Origin of the sequence: Nocardia sp. NPDC050412, assembly GCF_044458825.1 — a bacterium.
In the GTDB taxonomy this organism is placed as follows: domain Bacteria; phylum Actinomycetota; class Actinomycetes; order Mycobacteriales; family Mycobacteriaceae; genus Nocardia.
Genome location: NZ_JBITIJ010000009.1, coordinates 20,837 through 38,929, shown reverse-complemented (window position 1 = coordinate 38,929; position 18,093 = coordinate 20,837). Strand labels below are relative to the sequence as shown.

13 protein-coding genes are annotated in these 18,093 nt (G+C 65.1%); 5 read left to right on the top strand and 8 right to left on the bottom strand.

Going from position 1 to position 18,093, the window contains the following annotated elements; genetic code table 11:
* Positions 1 to 12: 12 nt before the first annotated feature.
* From ACIBI6_RS24750 to ACIBI6_RS24740, 3 genes are all read left to right on the top strand, one after another.
* Entirely contained in the window at positions 13 to 1,218 is a 1,206-nt protein-coding gene (locus ACIBI6_RS24750) for a phosphotransferase (RefSeq protein WP_396958031.1), read from the top strand.
* 18 nt (positions 1,219 to 1,236) lie between these two features.
* The gene (locus tag ACIBI6_RS24745) at positions 1,237 to 1,812 is read left to right on the top strand and encodes a hypothetical protein (protein ID WP_396958030.1); all 576 of its coding nucleotides are present in this window, start codon (positions 1,237 to 1,239) and stop codon (positions 1,810 to 1,812) included.
* Between the two features lie 335 nt (positions 1,813 to 2,147).
* Positions 2,148 to 2,435, top strand: coding sequence for a hypothetical protein (locus ACIBI6_RS24740; protein WP_364357160.1), 288 nt, complete (start codon positions 2,148 to 2,150; stop codon positions 2,433 to 2,435).
* Between the two features lie 271 nt (positions 2,436 to 2,706).
* Here ACIBI6_RS24740 and ACIBI6_RS24735 read toward each other — a convergent pair whose 3' ends face one another.
* Both ACIBI6_RS24735 and ACIBI6_RS24730 read right to left on the bottom strand, forming a co-directional pair.
* On the bottom strand, positions 2,707 to 3,288 hold the full coding sequence (locus ACIBI6_RS24735; RefSeq protein WP_364357163.1) for a hypothetical protein: 582 nt from the start codon (positions 3,286 to 3,288) through the stop codon (positions 2,707 to 2,709).
* Positions 3,289 to 3,510: 222 nt separating this feature from the next.
* Positions 3,511 to 4,245, bottom strand: coding sequence for a MerR family transcriptional regulator (locus tag ACIBI6_RS24730; RefSeq protein WP_364357166.1), 735 nt, complete (start codon positions 4,243 to 4,245; stop codon positions 3,511 to 3,513).
* A 169-nt stretch (positions 4,246 to 4,414) separates the two neighbouring features.
* Here ACIBI6_RS24730 and ACIBI6_RS24725 point away from each other — a divergent pair, with 169 nt between their 5' ends.
* Positions 4,415 to 4,768, top strand: a complete 354-nt coding sequence (locus ACIBI6_RS24725; RefSeq protein ID WP_364357169.1) for a DUF1707 domain-containing protein — start codon at positions 4,415 to 4,417, stop codon at positions 4,766 to 4,768.
* A gap of 12 nt (positions 4,769 to 4,780) precedes the next feature.
* Here the strand turns inward: ACIBI6_RS24725 and ACIBI6_RS24720 are convergent, their stop codons facing one another.
* Together ACIBI6_RS24720 and ACIBI6_RS24715 are read right to left on the bottom strand one after the other, a co-directional pair.
* Complete coding sequence (locus tag ACIBI6_RS24720; protein ID WP_364357172.1) at positions 4,781 to 7,003, bottom strand: tetratricopeptide repeat protein; 2,223 nt, start codon at positions 7,001 to 7,003, stop codon at positions 4,781 to 4,783.
* A gap of 371 nt (positions 7,004 to 7,374) precedes the next feature.
* A complete protein-coding gene (locus tag ACIBI6_RS24715) occupies positions 7,375 to 8,907 on the bottom strand; it encodes an amino acid permease (protein ID WP_364357175.1) in 1,533 nt (510 codons plus the stop codon).
* Positions 8,908 to 9,105: 198 nt separating this feature from the next.
* On the opposite strand from ACIBI6_RS24715, the gene ACIBI6_RS24710 reads away from it, so the two are divergent.
* Complete coding sequence (locus tag ACIBI6_RS24710; protein ID WP_364357178.1) at positions 9,106 to 10,170, top strand: SPFH domain-containing protein; 1,065 nt, start codon at positions 9,106 to 9,108, stop codon at positions 10,168 to 10,170.
* 632 nt (positions 10,171 to 10,802) lie between these two features.
* Here ACIBI6_RS24710 and ACIBI6_RS24705 read toward each other — a convergent pair.
* The 4 genes from ACIBI6_RS24705 to ACIBI6_RS24690 form a co-directional block, all read right to left on the bottom strand.
* Positions 10,803 to 15,710, bottom strand: coding sequence for an NAD-glutamate dehydrogenase (locus ACIBI6_RS24705; protein WP_396958029.1), 4,908 nt, complete (start codon positions 15,708 to 15,710; stop codon positions 10,803 to 10,805).
* Between the two features lie 157 nt (positions 15,711 to 15,867).
* Positions 15,868 to 16,638 (bottom strand): hypothetical protein, encoded by a 771-nt coding sequence (locus ACIBI6_RS24700; RefSeq protein ID WP_396958028.1) that lies wholly within the window; start codon positions 16,636 to 16,638, stop codon positions 15,868 to 15,870.
* Positions 16,635 to 17,669, bottom strand: a complete 1,035-nt coding sequence (locus ACIBI6_RS24695) for a discoidin domain-containing protein (protein ID WP_364357192.1) — start codon at positions 17,667 to 17,669, stop codon at positions 16,635 to 16,637. The genes ACIBI6_RS24700 and ACIBI6_RS24695 overlap by 4 nt, the downstream gene beginning before the upstream one ends.
* A 71-nt stretch (positions 17,670 to 17,740) precedes the next feature.
* Positions 17,741 to 18,082, bottom strand: coding sequence for a helix-turn-helix transcriptional regulator (locus ACIBI6_RS24690; RefSeq protein ID WP_364357195.1), 342 nt, complete (start codon positions 18,080 to 18,082; stop codon positions 17,741 to 17,743).
* Between the last annotated feature and the right edge of the window lie 11 nt (positions 18,083 to 18,093).

Sequence of the window (18,093 nt, the reverse complement as noted above, 5' to 3'; positions counted from 1 at the left end):
AGAGGAGATCCGTTGCAGTCCGAGGCACCCGCCCGGCACCCCGCCCTCGCGGTTGTGCGTGGAATCACCCGCATCGGTGGTCATCTCGCGCGGGAAGCGGTCACCCGCCCACAGGCCCTGCGTGCGGGCGATGTGCCGGTGACCGGTCGAGAATTGACCACCGATTGGCTGAGCGCCGTGCTGTGCTACGACCATCCGGGTGCGAAGGTGGAAGCGTTCGATATCGGGGGCAACAGCAGCGGTACCTCGACACGGTGGAAACTCACCGTCGGCTACAACGAGATCGGCCAGGTCGCGGGCCTGCCGGAAAATCTGTTCGGGAAGACCACCGCGGACTTCAAACAGCGGCTCACCCTCGACCTGGCCGGTATCCTGCACGGTGAACCCGGCTTCTTCAAACATGTACGCCCCAATCTGGAAATCGAGGCACCGCGCGGCTATCACAGCGCCGTCGACAGCCGGTCGGGGCGTTCGATCTCGCTGCTAGAAGACATCGTCAGCACTAAGGGCGCAAGCTTCTGCACCCCTGCCACGCCCATCGGACGCGCACAGATCGAAGATCTGTTGCGCACCATGGCAACCTGGCACGCCCGGTACTGGGACGACGAAGGGCTCCGACTGCACAGCTGGCTCAAGGCGCCGCGCTCGCATTTCGCCAATCTCGACCGGTTGATCGGCATGTCCAAGCGGGCGCGGGTCGGGGCTCGACGCGCGGCTTCGGTGATTCCGGAAGTACTTCCCGCCCAACATGATCGGCTGTACCGCACGCTGGAACGCTCGCTCGAGATCGCCAGTACCGGACCGCAGACCTTCCTGCACGGCGACAGCCATATCGGCAATACCTACGTCACCTCCGCGGGCCGGATGGGTTTCACCGACTGGCAGGTCGTGCTGCGCGGCAGTTGGGCCTACGACTTCGCGTATGTTGTCGCCTCCGGTCTGGACGTGGCCGACCGGCGAGCCTGGGAACGCGAGCTATTAACCGTGTACCTAGAACGCCTGGCGGCCTGCGGCGCGCCAGCACCGGACTTCGACACTGCCTGGCTGGCCTACCGCCAGCAAGCTCTGTACCCCTACTTCATCTGGCTCTCGACCATCGGGCACAGCGCCATTCAGCCGAAGTACCAGCCCGATGAGGTCTGCCTCGGAATCATCGAGCGCACGGCGACCGCCGTAGTCGACCTCGATGCCGCCGGTGCCGTCGAGGCGGCCGGATGAACGGACGGAAGGTAGCCGATGCGCATCGTCAGTAATCGTTGCCGCACCGTCGAATACACGGTGACGACGGCGAGCCCGTGCGCTATTGATATCGAACCGTCGGTGATCGGAGCACGCCGATGCTTCCACGACTGCCTGCTGATCACGATCGGGGTGGATCGCGGCGATCGCACACTCGTCGGCACCGTCGTGCAACTGCTCCGGCGCATCGTCACCGAATCCGATGCCGGACCGATCGTCGTCGAGGGCTTCGCGTGCCTGCCGCGTCCCGGCGAAAGACACAGCACGCCAGCGGGATTCGATGTGCTCGCCGAACTCGCCGAGGCGCTCGACGTACTGACCGAGGTCACCGAGCGGCTGGAGGAACATGGTGAGCAGGTACATCTCATGCCGTTCGGCTGGCACAAGAACTGTCGGATCGACCCGCTCGACGAGATCGGGTCACAGCATGTGATCCATATGTCGGCCGATGACAACCGACAGTGCGAACCGGTGCTGCGCTGGCCCGGCCCGCGCTCGCAGTTCCTCGCGCATTCGGCGCTCGCCGCGCGGGTCACGAGAGTATGCGTGACTCCCGAGCGTGGCCGACGCTGAACAAGCGCTGGCAGGCCGATGTTCTCGACGGCGAGTAGCAACAGCGCGTCGTCCACCTGAAGCAGGTTGTCCCCGCTCTCGAGAAGGAGCCTGGTACGGCACCCACTACTGTGCGTGCGTGGCCGAATCCACTTGCCGCACAGGCGTTCGAATCAGCATGCACCGAACCCCTGCCTGAACCCTCGAATCTGGAAAGATATTGAATTTCCTAACGGGTCACTATTGATTGTGCCGCTGAATAGCGGCACAATAGATCTCAGACAACCTGCATTCCCGGCACACTTCACTTACCGACCAAGTCCGGGCTCGGCGGGACGAAGGAGATATCGGTAACCATGAACCTCAAGTCGAAGAAGGTCGTCATAGCCGGTGCGGTTGCCGGTGCACTGGTGATCACGCCCGCCGCGATGGCGATTCAGTCGACCGTCGCGGCCCCTGGGAACCACAGCAACAGCAATGGCGGGGGTGCCCGCGGCGGCGGGTACAGCAACAGCAACTCGGGCAGCCGTCGTGTCGCCGATCAGGATCACGCCGCCTCCGGCGACAACTCGAGCCGGGGCGGCTACGAAAGCAAGGACGGCGGACGGTGGGTCTGGGTACCCGGCGAGGGTAACAGCCGCTGACCCACTCCCCTTGCGGCTCTTAATATTACGAATGCGACCGGCGCTCCGGATGGAGCGGCGGTCGTATTCGTATGTGCGACGTACCCGACTGATCACCTCGACATCCGCACCGCCTACCCCTGCCAGCGCAAACCGTGCCAAAGAGTCAATTGCACCCCGCGAGTACGCAATTGACTCCTCGACACAGCTCGATGCCCTCCCGGTTGGCGTGCACGGAATTGCACGACCGTCCGAAAGGGCATCGGCGGTATGAAGTTTCGCGGTCGATGACTCAGGTCAAATTGCCGTCGACGCACAGGCTCGACGACCGCCACGACGGTCCCGGCCGGTTCGCGGCCATATCGAAGGTCCAGTCCGAAATCGGCCCGGCCGCACGCCAATACAGCCCACCGCGACCGTCCGCAACGGCCTCGTAGATATCTTCGCGCCCCTCGATCAGCTGACTGCCGACGCAGTAGTCCATGTAATCGGTGCCCGGCTGGCGCGCGCCCGGACTGAACTTGCCCGCGGGGTTGCCGTTGGTGCCGGGGTTGTACACGCTGCTGCGACCGGAGGCGTACCCCTCACGGTTCCAGCGCGCGAAGCCGAAGAAATCGGACTGGCACCGGTACATCCAGCCGCCCGCGGCGATCGCCACGCCCTGCGGCACGGCTTCACCGGCCCACAGGCAGCGCACGCCGATATCGGCGTTGGCCGCGGGTGTCTCGGTACCGATACCGAATCCGCCGATTCCCGCCGCGATCGCCGCAAGCAACGACAGTGCTCGGATCTTATTGCGCCCCTTGGCATTACGTGCCTGGTCGGGACATTCCGTAGGTCTGGGTGTGCCGCGCAGTTCGCTGACGTTGATCATCGACGTCTCCTTCATCATTGTCTCGCCCACCGGCCGACGTCGATACGGGCCGACGGGAGGTGCTGTTCCCGCTGCCTAATGTAACGCTATTTAACGGCACGTTGGTCTAAGTATCACCACACGTGGGAACGATGAAAGGGGAAGGTCCTGGCCAGGCCAGATTGATCAACCCGCCGATCGGGCGAAGGCATACCCGCCATCGGACGCATGAACGAGAACGCCTCAGGCGTCCGGCAGCGCCTCAGCGATTTCGCTGTCCTGCTCGAGATACCGCGCGATAAAGCGATTCACGAGTTCGGCGGTCGCCTCCCCTGGCCGCACCCGGGTCTCGGCCGCCCGCGCGGCAAGGGCCGCCTTATCCGCGGACGTACGTTCGGACCGCTGATAGGGCTCCCAGGCGGTCCGATGGAACAGGTCGACGAATCGGCGGGCGATCCGGTCGCAGTCCGCCCGCAGCCGCTCCAATTCACCGAGCAGGTCATCTACCGGAATGCCCGCCCCCTCCAGTTGGTCGAAGGTGCGAATCAGCTGCGGATCGGCAATGCGGTAGGTGGCGGCGTCGACCGGTTCGTATAGACCGGCGGAGACCACGCGCGCCAAGCCGTTGGGCACATCCCGATAGCGCTGCTCGAGTTCGGTCGCCGCGATCGTGTCATCCGTTGACGGCGCGGTGGTCTGCGTCGCACCGGGCTCCGCGACGCCGAGGATGTCGCCCAGATCGTCACCGCGATCCCATGCCTCCAGCAGTTCCCTGATTCCGTTGAGCTTGATCCCCCGGTCCAGCAGACGGCTGATCGTCTGTACCCGATTGAGGTGATCCGGTCCGTAGAAACCGGTGCGGCCCTTCACCTGTGGTGGGGGCAGGATGCCGCGCTCGGCGTAAACGCGCAGGCTGCGCACGGTCGTACCGGCCTCGCGCGCCAGCTCGTCGATCGTGTATTCCACGTCCCCTGCCATATGTCTAGGAAACCACACAGAAACATTACCCAGAGGTAAGCATACGTCAGTGATGTCGGACACCTATGGTCAGTGAGGCGCTGTCAACCCCCAATGACACCCCCACCTATTCCCGCCGTTGGCAATTCGACCCTCCGAATCGGAGGCAGCGGGGGCTTATCCTTCCGATATGACCGAGGCGCAGGCTTCTCGAATTACCGTGACGGAACGGGAACGGGCGCTGGAGCAACTGTCGCACCACCTCGGGACAGGGCGGCTGAGCCTGACCGAGTTCGACGAACGCAGTGCCATTGCCGCGGCGGCGACCACCAAAGGACAATTGGCGGAATTGTTCGTCGACCTGCCGGGTACCACACCGGCCGCACCCTTGGTACAGCCCGACAATCGACTGCGACAGCTCTCGACAGTCGCCGCGGTGATCGCGATCATCGCCGTCGTACTCGCCGTCGCGACGGGGAGTTGGCTGTGGTTGCTGGCAGGCACCGGCATCGTCGTCGTATGGGTGGTCGAGCGACTGCGCTGAGTGACGGCCGCCCTACCACCTGGTGCGCGGTCGGACGTAGTTGGCCAGATCCACCAGCCGGTAGCGATGCCAGCGATCCGGCGCGGTTCGGGCCAGCGCGCGCAGACTCGTCTCGAGTCCGAGCCGCAACCCCGCCGGGGTGAGCGCAAAACCCAGGATGGTCTGACTCGATTTCCGCGGTCGACCACCCACGCGCAGCCACTCCATCGCGGCGCCGACCACGATGACCTGAAGTTGCAATGTACGAGCGTCATCGGGCAGTGTCTCGAGCCGTCCCGCCGCGGCACAGATATCCGCCTCGGTGATTTCGGCAATCGGCCGCGACACCAGTAGCAGGCAGCCGGTGGTGTGCGCGACGCCGTGATGGCGTGACGCGGCCGGCACCTGATCGAGCACCGCGACGGCCTCGAGCAGTTCTCCGTCGGCCGCGAGCCGCCGAGCCAGACCGAAGGCCGCACTCACCACCCCGTGGTTGGTCCGCCATACTGCCCGGTAGTGCTCCATCGCGGCCCGGTGCCAGCGCTCGGTATCGACCGGAATATCGAGATGCTGCAGCACCAGCTCGGCCGTGGCGGCCAGTGCCAGCTCCGGGCCGATTTCACCGGGCAGCATCGCGTGCACGATCTCGAAATGCTGCCAGGCCCGGTCATAGTGGCCGTCGAGCAATGCGGCGACACCCTCGTACCACTCTATGCGCCAGTCCGCGCTGTAGCTCGGTCGCAGATCGGCGAGCTGTTGGCGGGCCGTTGCCGTCTCCCCCAGGTCGAGGTATGCGCGCACCGCGGTGAGCGGCCCCTCCAACTCGAAGGATTCCGGGGCGACGATCGTGCCGGAGCGGATGCGCTCATGGGCGCGGCGCAGGGCATCCAGCGCATGCCTCGGCTCGCCGTGCAACAGACTGGACAGCAATTCGGCGCTCGGATCCTCGCTGTCGATCAAAGGTGTCGGCAGTGCGGCCACCACATCACCGACCGTCAGCATGGGCATGCGGGTCACCCCGTCGGTGATCCCGTCGGTCTGGCCGATGAGCGTGTCGGTGCCGAAATCGTCGCGCATCGCACTGAATTCGACCGATGGCTGTGGATGTTCCAGTCCGGTGTCGATGGCAAGCACCATCCGTAGCGCACCGGCGAGTTGGCAGTACATCGAATACGCGGACGGGAACCGGCGCTCCGGCTCCGGATCGGTGGCTCGCAGCAGAATTCGATACAAGCACTGATAGCGCGCCAGTAGCGGATCCTCATCGGGCTCGGGTATCCCGCCGAGAAAGTGGCCGTCCCGGTCCCTCGGCAGGTTCAGCGCAAGGGCGGCCAGGGTTCGGCCGACGGTGTAGATATCCGACACCACCGTTGGTCCGGTTTCGGTGATCTCGGGTGCCTGGAAGCCGGGCGTGCCATAGATACTGCCGTAAGAGTCCATGGCCGCGACCGCACCCAGATCGATGAGTTTGACCTCGTGCTCGCTCACCATGATGTTGTCGGGCTTCAGATCGTTATAGGCCAAGCCGAAGGAATGCAGATAGTCCAGCGCGGGCAGAATTTCCATTATGTAAGCGATGGCCTCGACGACCGGAATACGCTCCTTGCCGCGCGAGTCGAGCAGCTTCTTCAGCGATTGCCCGCCGACATATTCCATGACGATATAGCCGTCCGGAACGTCACGGCCGGACCGATGCTTGACGAAGTTGTAAATCTTCACAACGCCAGGGTGGGCAACTTCGGAAAGAAATTGTCGTTCGGCGAGCGCGACCACATGCGCCTCGAAGTCGAGCGGATTCTGCAATCCCTTGAGCACGACCCAGCGGTCGCTCACGTTGCGGTCGACGGCCAGATAGATCCAGCCGAGGCCACCGTGTGCCAGGGACCCCTGGACCTCGTACTGGTCGGCCACCAGTTCGCCCGGCTGCAGGGCGGGTCGGAAATTGAACGGGGATCCGCAGCGCCCGCATTCACCGACTACCGGGCCCGGCCCGGATTCGCTGCGCCGACCCACCGGTTCCTGACACTTCCAACAGAACCGTTTGAGTTCGGGCACTTCGGGATTGGCGAGAATGGCGCTGCGTGGATCGACCGGCGCCACCTGTGGCATCGGAACCAGACCGGCGCCGAGTCGGCGCACACTCGGGCGCGAGCGACCACTTCGCCCGGAACCGGGCTCGTCGGCCTCGTCGAGCTCGTCGAGTCCGACGATCGGACCGGAGACCGGCTCGGAGGTATCCGCGATCGGCTGGGTCATGGTCGCCTCGACCGGCGAGCCCCGCGGCCCAGGACCGGGGAGCGGGAACCGTTGCGACGGCGTGCCCTCGATAGTGCGTGGGCGCGACCACGGATGCGGAAGACGTTGGGACGTATCGACTTTCGACATGCCTCTGGTCGCCCAGGGAAGCGGAGTTCGCCGTGGCACCTCGGTGCCGCGCATCCGCCGATTCGCCCATGGGTGCGGCAGCGGATTATCGGAGGGCCTGGCTTGCTCCGGCATGGGAACCTTTCGAGCCTGTTGAATCGCGGTCCCATTCTCTTCCGCCGTTCGCCGCTGCGCGCCTGCCTTGTTCCCCGCTATGGGAATAGCTCCGCCCCGGACATGTTGTCCGGGGCGGAGCTTCGGGTTTATTCCTCGTCGGGCTTGTCGAGAACGACGACCGGGTCGTCATGCTTGCGCGGCGGCCGCTCGGCCAGCACCGGGAACTGACCGGTGATGCCCTCGCGTTCCTGAGCCACCTGCAGCACCCGCTTGCGGGCCAGGAACCAGCCGCCGACGAATGCCGGAACCACGACCACCGCCATGGCGATCACCGCACCGCGCTGCTCGATTTCGTGACTGCATGCCATCAGCACGATCACCGCGACCAGGAACACCAGCGTGGCGTAGCTGGTATAGGGCGCGCCGATCAGCTGGAACGAAGGACGCTTGGCCAGCCCCTTCTTCGACCAACGGAACAGCTGCAGCTGGCAGACCACGATCGCGCCCCACGCCGCGATGGTGCCCAGCGCCGACATGTTCAACACGATCTCGAAGGCCTTGTCCGGCACCATCGCATTGAGTCCGACACCGACCAGCGCGATCGCGCCGGTGGCGAGAATACCGACGTAGGGCACACCGCCGTTGGACATCCGCGAGGCGATCTTGGGCGCACTACCGTTCATCGACATCGACCGCAGGATGCGGCCGGTCGAGTACAGGCCCGCGTTGAGGCTGGAGAAGGCCGCGGTCAGCACCACCAGGTTCATGATCGAGCCCGCACCGCCGACACCGAGCTTGGAGAAGAAGGTGACGAACGGGCTCTCGCCGGACTTGAAGGCGACATAGGGCAGCAGCAGGCCGAGCAGCACCAACGAGCCGACGTAGAACAGTGCGATGCGGGCGATGACCGAATTGATGGCCCGCGGCATGATCTTTTCCGGGTTCTCCGCCTCACCGGCGGCCGTGCCGATCAATTCCACTGCGGCGTAGGCGAATACGACACCGGTGGTGACGGTGACCAGCGGCAGCAGCCCGGTCGGGAACAGGCCGCCGTTGTCGTGGATCACGGTGAAACCGGTGGTCTCACCGTCGACCTTGAATCGACCCGCCAGGAATATGGTACCGATGATCAGGAATGCGACCAGCGCGATGACCTTGATCAGTGCGGCCCAGAACTCCAGCTCACCGAACCATTTCACCGAGATCAGGTTGATGCTGACCACGATGGCCAATGCCACCAGCGCGATCAACCACTGCGGTATCGCCTCGGTGGCTCCCCAGAAATGGACATAGGTGGCGATCGCGGTGATGTCTACGATGCCGGTCATGCACCAGTGGAAGAAGTACATCCACCCGACCGCGAAAGCCAGCTTCTCGCCGTAGAACTCACGCGCGTAGGAGACGAACGATCCGGAGGAAGGACGATGCAGCACCAGCTCGCCCAGCGCCCGCAGGATGAAGAAAACGAAGATGCCGCAGACCGCGTACACGATGAACAGTCCGGGACCGGCCGTGTGCAGCCGACCACCCGCACCAAGGAACAGTCCGGTCCCGATCGCGCCACCGATCGCGATCATCTGCAGCTGGCGCGGGCGCAACGCCTTGTGATAGCCCGCATCCTCAGCATGCAGAGCGTCCGCGGGCGCCGGCACTTCCGCGGAGTGTTGAACGGTTGTCATGGTGAGGCCTTTCACGTGACGGCGATCATATCGCTGCTTAATGTATCGCTATTCAACGGCACGTTCAATAGAGAGTCAAGAGTTGTAACTTCACGGAAACGAAGTGGAGGCCTGTCACCCGCCGTGACCTCGGCGTTAGTTGATCGTGCCGCTGAATATCGGTACGCTGGATACGTTTACGGCTGATGGAGCGCGCGCATGGCATGGTTCGAACGGGAGTTCATCGCGGTCCCTGAGGGCCGCAAGAATCAACTTGTCTACAAGTGGCCGGATGTCAACATCCGGCGCTACAGCCGTGCCATCGTCAATGCCGACGAGATCGCCCTGTTCGTCAAGTCCGGGCAGGTCCTGGCCACGATGGGCCCGGGTCGGCATCGGATCGATGCCGATGAGCTGCCGGTACTCGGCGCGCTCGTGGATACGCTGACCGGCAACAACTTCTACCGCGCCGAACTGTATTTCGTCTCCACCCGCGAGTTTCCGGGCATCAAGTTCGGCGGTCGCCTCGCCGATATCGCCGATCCGGTCAGCGAACAGGTCGTGACACTGCGGGTCTTCGGGGAATTCGCGCTGTCGGTGCGGGATCCGGCCGAACTGGTCACCTCACTGGCGGGCACCACCGACCTGAGCACCCCGGCGACGGTGGAGTCCTGGAGCTCGGACCTGCTCCTGAAGTCCATGAAAGTCGCTGTCACACAGGGCATTTCCCGAGGTGACTGGCCCGTGCTCGGCCTGTCCGGACAGTTGGAGCCGATCGAGGCCGCCGTGGTGCGCCAGACCAACCTGACACTCTACGAATACGGCCTGCGCATCCCACGGCTCGGCAACTTCGATATCACCTTGGCGCCGGAAGACGCCGACCGCATCAAGCGACTTGCCAAGGATGTCACCTACATTCGCCTTGCTGGTGACTTCCAGCGTTACGCGGCAGGCGAATTGGCACTCGGCGCGGGTCAGGGGTTCGCCCACGGCCACGGCGGTGGCGACGGATTCCTCGGCGCCGCACTGGGTTTGAACGCCATCCAGCAGCAATCGCCGAGCAATCCATGGCAGCGACAGGCGGTTCCAGCTGTCGCACAACCGATTCCTGCCGGCACGCAGCCGGTATGTGCCAGCTGCGGAACCGACAATCCCCCAAATGCGCGATTCTGTATGAACTGTGGTGACCCAATGGCGGCCCGCCCGCGCCACTGCACCGAATGCGGCGCGGACCTGGCTGCCGCAGCGAAGTTCTGCGGCAACTGCGGCACCGCCACAAGCTGACCGCTCTCATACCAGCCGCCCCGCCGTCAGTCCCTGACGCGCGCACACCTTCCGAAGCTCACGCATACCTTCGACGCGCTCGCACATCGACTCACCGCACGACGCACCGGTAGCAAGACCAGAAGCTATGCGTGAGTTCAGATTTGTGACCGGCAACAGGTTCCTGCCACGTCCTCCCGCGCCACTGCCGCCGCTATCGCTGGGTCCGGTCACTCGCAGCAAGTGGTCTTGACCCGTCCTGAGCCTCGGCACGGCCAGTCGGCCGTGAACAACGCTTCGCAATACCCTGCCCCGCCCCAATGAACAACACACCACCGAGCATGAACCATGGATTCCACAGCACCAGACTCCACAAAGTTTGGTGCGGCCCGACCTCGCGACGGACGCCGCCTGCATCCACAGCCAGCGCGACCTCGACCAGGACACCTGTGTTTTTACCGCAGCGATCGCTACCGTGTTCCGGTGGTGCAGCTCCGAAGGAAAATCCCCGTCATCCCGGCGAACACCGGGACCCACTGCGGAGGTATGGGTCCCGATGTTCGCGGGGATGACGGGGGACTTTCGCCGAACTCTTTGCGCACCCCCGCGGTCTCGGCGGACCGTCGGCCGAGACCGCGGGGGCATGCGGCCAGTTAGCTCGAAACTGGTACCGCCGCAGCGGATTCCCCGCTGCTGACCATGCTGCGCACCTGCCGCGCGGCCACCGAGAGGGTAGCCAGGTCGTGGGTCCCGGCGGCGAAGATCTCGCCGAGTGACGCACCGGCGCGGGCCAAGCGGGGGCGGTTGACCGACTCCCATTCGGCGATCTTGTCGGCGGTGCTCTCGTTCGGTTCGGACGCGGTGAGCACGTCCAGGGTGAGCGAGCGCAGCGAATCGTAGAGATCGTCGCGGACCGCGAGCCGGGCCAGGGTGCGCCACCGGTCGTCGCGAGCCAGGTTGCTCACGGCGGTCAGCAGACGCTCGATCTGGAAGTGATCGTCGAGTGCGTAGTAGAGCTCGGCGACCTCCAGCGCATCGCGCTCGGCGATGTCGGCCACGTCGAGGATGTCCAACAGCGGGAACAGGTGGATGAGCCGGTACACCTCCTCGGCCAATTCCGCCGGCGCACCCCGCTCGACGACCGCGCGCGCATTCGTCGCCAGATCCTCGGCGTGCGCCGCGGGCAGCCGGGCGGGCAGCATGTGGGCTGCGAGCTTGCGGACTCCGTCGCGGTAGCGGGCGATATCGGCGCCGATGGCAATCGGTTGCGGGCGGCTGGTCAGCAACCAGCGGGAGACCCGGTCGAGGGTGCGCCTGGTCTCGCGCTCGAGTTCGTCGCGCGCCGCCGTCGGCATCGGCGTGGTCCGAATACGTTGCCAGAGCGTGTGCAGATCGAAGATCTCCACGGCGACGGTGAAGGCGCGCACAGCGTCGTCAGTGCTCGCACCCGCCTCCTCCGCCAGTCGGAACGCATAGGTGATACCGCCGTGGTCCACCATGTCGTTGACCACCATGGTGGCCACGATCTGACGGCGCAGCGGATGCCTGCCGATCGCGTCGGCGAACCGTGCCCGCAGCGGCGCGGGGAAGTACGCCAGCAGCGTAGCGGCGAAAGCCGCGCTATCCGGCAGATCCCCGGCCAGCAGGTCATCCTTGAGCGAAAGCTTCACGTGCGCAAGCAGATTCGCCAGTTCGGGCGAGGTGAGTCCGCTTCCGGCGGCGGCCCGCCTTTTCAGCTCGCTATCCGAGGGCAGTGCCTCGAGCCGGCGATCGACACCGCGCCGGAACTCGAGGTCGGCGATCAAACGGCGATGCACGCCCGACATCGGCACCGATTGAGCGCGCGAGAGCCCCATCCGGAAGTTCTGCGAAATATTGTCGCGCAGAACGAGTTCGGAGACTTCGTCGGTCATCGCGGCGAGCAGTTCGGTGCGGTCGGCGGCGTCGAGTTCGCCGGACGAGATGACCGCGTCCAGCAGCACCTTGATATTGACTTCGTGGTCCGAGCAGTCGACACCAGCCGAATTGTCCATGGCGTCGGTGTTCATCCGGCCGCCGTTGGCGCAGTATTCGACACGGCCGAGCGCGGTCGCGCCCAGGTTGCCGCCCTCACCGATCACCTTGGCGCGCAACTGGTTCGCGTCGACACGCACGGAATCATTGGATTTGTCACCGGCATCGGCATTTGTCTCGGTGGATGCCTTGATGTAGGTGCCGATACCGCCGTTCCAGAACAGGTCGACCGGTGCGAGCAGGATCGCCCGGATCATCTCCGGCGGCGACAGGGTGGTCACACTCGGATCCAGGTCCAGTGCCTCGCGCACCTGGGGGCTGACCGGAACCGCCTTGGCGGACCGATCGTAGACGCCGCCGCCCGCGCTGATCAGCGACTTGTCATAGTCGGCCCAGGACGAGCGCGGCAGTGCGAACATCCGCTGCCGCTCCCGGAACGACGTCGCCGCATCGGGATTCGGGTCCAGGAAGATGTGCCGATGGTCGAACGCGGCCACCAGGCGGATGTGCTCGGACAGCAGCATGCCGTTACCGAACACGTCGCCGCTCATATCGCCGACACCGGCCACGGTGAAGTCTGTTGTCTGCGTGTCGATATCCATCTCGGCGAAATGCCGTTTGACACTTTCCCACGCCCCCTTGGCGGTAATGCCCATCGCCTTGTGGTCGTAGCCCACCGAGCCACCCGAGGCGAAGGCGTCGCCCAGCCAGAAACCATATTGGCGCGCAACATCATTGGCGATATCGGAGAAGGTGGCGGTGCCCTTGTCGGCGGCGACGACGAGGTAGGTGTCGTCACCGTCACGGCGCACCACCCGTTCCGGCGGCAGCACCTCGCCGGAGGCGTGGTCGACGTTATCGGTCAAGTCCAGCAGACCGGAGATGAAGGTGCGGTAGCAGGCGATGCCCTCGGTCAGCTGCGCTTGCCGATCCGCCGCTGGATCACCGGTCGCCGTCGGCGGCTGCTTGACCACGAACCCGCCCTTGGCGCCGACCGGCACGATCACCGCGTTCTTTACCGCCTGCGCCTTCACCAGACCCAGGACCTCGGTGCGGAAATCCTCCAAACGGTCCGACCAGCGCAACCCGCCACGCGCCACCGGACCGAAGCGCAGATGCACACCCTCGACTCGCGGCGAATACACGAAGATCTCGAATTGCGGTCGGGGCCGCGGCAATTCGGCAATGGCGTGCGGATCGAACTTGAACGACAGGGATTCCGGTGCGTTTCCGTCGGCGTCGCGCCGGAAGTAGTTGGTGCGCAGGGTCGCGGTGATCAGTCCGAGCACGGCGCGCAGGATGCGGTCGGTGTCGAGGCTGACGACCGCGTCGATCTCCGACTGCAGCCGCTCGGCGATACCGGCGGCCCGAGCCGAGGCAACGGCGCCGAGGCCATCGGGGTCGAAGTAGGCATCGAACAGTTCGGTGAACAGCCGCGCCATCGCCGGTTGCGCCAACAGGACCCGGGAGATGTTGCCGAGCGTGTAGGCGAATCCGGCCTGCTGCAGATACTTCGCGTAGGCGCGCAGTATCGAGATCTGCCGCCAGTGCAGACCGGCACGCAGCACCAGTTCGTTCAGGCCGTCGACCTCCGCGCGACCGAACCACATGGCCGCGACGGCCTCCGGAAAGCGTCTGCGCACACTGCCTTCGGCGACGGGCTCGTCGGCGGGCTGGGTCAGATCGGATTCCAGATCGGCATCGATCGCGGTGCGCAGCAGCGTGGCGGGCACGCGCAGCCCGAAGTCGTAGATCCACTTCTGCTGCCCGTCCTCGAACGCGACGCGATAGGGCCGCTCGTCGACCACTTCCACGCCGAGGCTGTGCAACACCGGCAGCACCCGGCTCAGCGATACCCCCTCCCCCGCGACATAGAGCGTGAATCGCCATTCCCCCGAGGGTGATTCGACGTTTCGGTACAGATTCGTATCGACGGCCCCGTCGGCGAGGTTCTCCAGACGCTGCAGATCGGCCAGCGCACGGGCCGGCTCGAACTCCTGCTGATAACTTGCGGGGAATGCGGCCGCATAGGCCGTGGCGGCCTTCGATGTCACCGCGCTCACCCCGGTGGCCTCCGCGACCACGCGGTCGGCCCAGGTCCGGGTGCTGGCGAACAGCAACTCCTGGATGCGCTCGCGATTGGATTCGGAGACATCGGCCGGATCCGCCTCGGGACGGCGGTGCACGGTGAAATAGACGACGGCCAGCTCGGATTCGCTCGCACGCGCCGAGTAATCCACCTGCTCGCCGTCGAACTGCACCCGCAGGATGGCCTCCATGCGCAGCCGGACCTCGGTCGAATAGCGATCGCGTGGCAGATAGACCAGGCAGTACACGGCGCCGCTGCGGCCGTCGCGCCGGATGAACAGTCGAACCTGGCGACGCAGTCCCAAATTCGTGACGGCGGAGACGGTTTCGAACATCCGTCGGGCATCGGTGGAGAACAGCTCGGCCCGAGGGAAGGACTGCAGGATCTCGAGCATCGCTTGCCCGGAGAACGAATTCAGTTCGAAGCCGGCCCATTCGATGACCTGGTGCACGCGGCGGGAGATCACCGGAATGTCGAGGATGTTCTCGTGCAGGCCGGTCACCGTGAAGGAACCGACGAATACGTGCTCACCCTGGACCGGACCCAGCCCCTTGGTGCCCACGCCGCCACTGCCGTAGTCGGCCACGCTGACGAAGTAGAGCTCACCAGAACCCGGCATCAGCGAATCGACCGAACCGTTGGCCAGGCGCAGCACCGGCCGCGCGCCGCCGAGTACCGGGACGTCGATATCGATATTCGATCCGTTCCACAGCACGCCGAGGCCGGTGCCCGGGGCCTGCTGCGGCTCGACCGCCGTGGCCGACGAGTTGTACCGGTAGTAGCCGTAGCCGAGCACGGTGAAATGACCATCGGACAACCAGCGCAACAACTTCGCGCATTCGGGAATCTCGGGGTCATCGGACCGGTTCGCGATGTGGTCGAGCCGACTGGCCAACGCGACCATCGCATTCGCCATGCTCGGCGTATCGTCGACGACCTTGCGCAGCACCCGCAGCAGTGTCGGCAGTTCGCGATTGATCCGGTCCAACTCCGCGGCACCGACCGAAGGGCTCAGCTGGACGTGGATCCAGGACTCGGGCAGGGTCTGACTGTCGGGCACTTGGCCGCCCTCGCGCTCGCGTGGGGCGATCGCGCGCAGCCGGCCGCGGCGGTCGCGGACGATATCGAAGACCGGGTGGACGACCTCGGTCACCGTGGCGCCGAGCCGGCGCAGCGCGGTGGTCACCGTATCGACCAGCAGTGGCATATCGTCGTTGACGATCTGGATCGCCGGGCCGAGCCCACTGGCGTCCTCGGGCCGGTACACCCGGGTGATCGCCGCCCCCGGCAGGCGGGTAGCCGCCAGCTCCAGGTGGTGGCGGAAAATCTGTTCGGCCCGATCGGTGATCGTCGGCGCGGTGGCGCCCGGCTGGATCCACCGGAAGTAGGCCGCCTCGAGATCGGTCGGATCATCACGGAACCGCTTGAAAGAAATCGTCTGCTGGGTGGGTGCCGCCATCGACCCGTGCCTTCCCGAGATTTTGAGACCGCTGTGTACGGTTCCCATACGTTACCTGTTTAATGTGCCGTTGTATAGCGGTACGTTAGATGTGTAACAAACGTGCCCCGACGAATCGGTACTGGTCAAGGGCATAGATCAACTCGGGCCCGGCGGCTCACCGTGCGAGGCCCGATCGCGATAAGAAGGTCTGCGCGCCAGCGCGGCCGGTGAACGAGCCCGTTTCGATGCGCACCCCGGCCGCGATATTGGCGTACCACACCGTTGCCGACGGTCCGATCGCCACGAAGACCGGTCCATCGGCGATCACCGTGCCACCCGCGGCCCGCCAGCGGGAGATGGTGGCGGGCAAGCGATCCGGCGAATCCCGCGTCACCGACAGAGACAGTTCCCGACCGCCGGTGATACCGCCCGCGAGTAGCGGATTATCGGACCGTATGACGCATTGCTCTGCCGAAGTATCGATTTGCTGACAGGACGCGGCCGCACGTACCGCTTCCGGCAGAGCCGCAGAGGCACCGACGGAGGCACCGACGGAGGCACCGACGGAGGCACCGAGATCGGGCAGCGACGGAACCAGCGGCCCCGAACACGAGTGCACGATCGCGAAGACGAAGCCGAGTACCGTCGCCACAATTCCGCCGATAGCGGCGCGCCATTGCCAGTGCTGCGGATACCGCTGGGCGAACTTTTCCACACCGGTCGCGACGGATTCGGCACCCGCGACCACGTTTTCCGCACTCGCGACCACGTTCTCCGCACCCGCGACCGCCTTTTCGGTGTCGCCGACGACGGTCTCCCCCGCCCTCGCAGCCGCCCCGGTCGCGGCCGCGAGGCGATGCAACGGCGCGCCGCAATGTGCGCACCGGGATTCCGTGCCCGCGTTCGGGTGCGAGCAGTACTGGCAGACCCGTTCGACGAAGGTCAATGTCCCGTTATCACGATCGACGAGATGGCAACGGTATTGATCGTCTGTTCGCCCTTCGATTGCAGGACCGTGAGAGTTATTTTCGAGGCACTCACCGGCGGCTCCATCTTCGTGACCACCAAGGTTCGCTGATCCAACGTCTGCTGGGTATAGGTGGTCTTGTTCGAATCGTCGAACTGGTACGAAACCCGGCTGACCGTACGGTATTTCGCCCACTGGTCCGAACCGTCGGTACCGACGCTGTCCCAGCCGGGGACGATGCCGATCGAATCGACTTGATAACTCTTGCCGAGATCGATGGTCAGCACCTGACCGTCGACCTTGAAGGCACGCACGCACGACCAAGCCTTGCCCTGCTGTCCGCTGAAGGCGTCCATACCCGGCGTACTACCCGACGGGCAGTGCGACTGAGCGGCTTTCACCTGCAGCGGTCCCCCACTGGTCGGGACCGCGGACTGCTCGGGCTTCGACGACGGCGCCGCGGTCGGGGTGACGACCGCGAGCTGCTGCGGTCGTTTCGTCTCGTCTTTGCCGCCGGTCGTCATCAGCGCGAGCACCAGCAGTACTGCCATGACGGCGCAGACGGCCAGGGCTACCTTCGGATTCTTCAGGTGCGTGACGACCTTGGTGACCCGCTCGGAGAACTCCGGCTGCTTTGCCGACGATCCCCGGGTCTCGGCGCCGGCTGAAGCGGACTCCGCCGGTGCCGTCCGGCTGGCGGCCTCGGAGAAATCCGACGAAAAGTCCAGTGCCGGTGCGGAATCCGATGTCTGGCCGTTCAGCAGCGCGATGATCCGTTCGCTGGCCTTGGGGCCGTCGGCGGATCGGCGGCCGGCCGCCTCGGGTGGCAAGCCGCCGATCGCATGCGCCAGATCATCCAGGGCCTCGGTCGGTTCACCGGTCAACGGCCCACTGAGTTCCGGCGTATCGATCCCCGCACCGGTTTCGCTGAACGACGGATCGGACAGCAGTGCGTCCAATACCGCGGTTCGATGGCGGAGAATCACATCCCCAGAGTCCTCGGCGGGCATAATCCGGATCGTATCCAGGCCGGACGGCGCACTCGGGGAAGACTATTCCCGCTGGGGGGAACAGCCGCTCGTCAGCGCTGCTTTTCCTCGGTGACGAAATACTCTGGGGGAACGTCGAATACCCGGGCCAGCGCGATGATCAGATCGAGCCGCGGAATCGCGTCACCGTGGATCAGTCGATACAGGCCGGATTGGGAAACCGGGACATCCGGATACGCCAATTCCAAATGCTGCGCCAACGAGTACAGCGTCAAACCGCGCGTCGACCCGTCTTCGGTCGAAACCACCGATTCCGCGATCAATTCCGATAGTCGACTGGAGAAGATCGAAGCCGCGGCTTGCCTCGGGGTGAGCGCGTCCTCGCCATCCTGGGTGGGAATCTGGCCGCTATCCGACTGGGGGTCCGCTACCACACCGACAAACA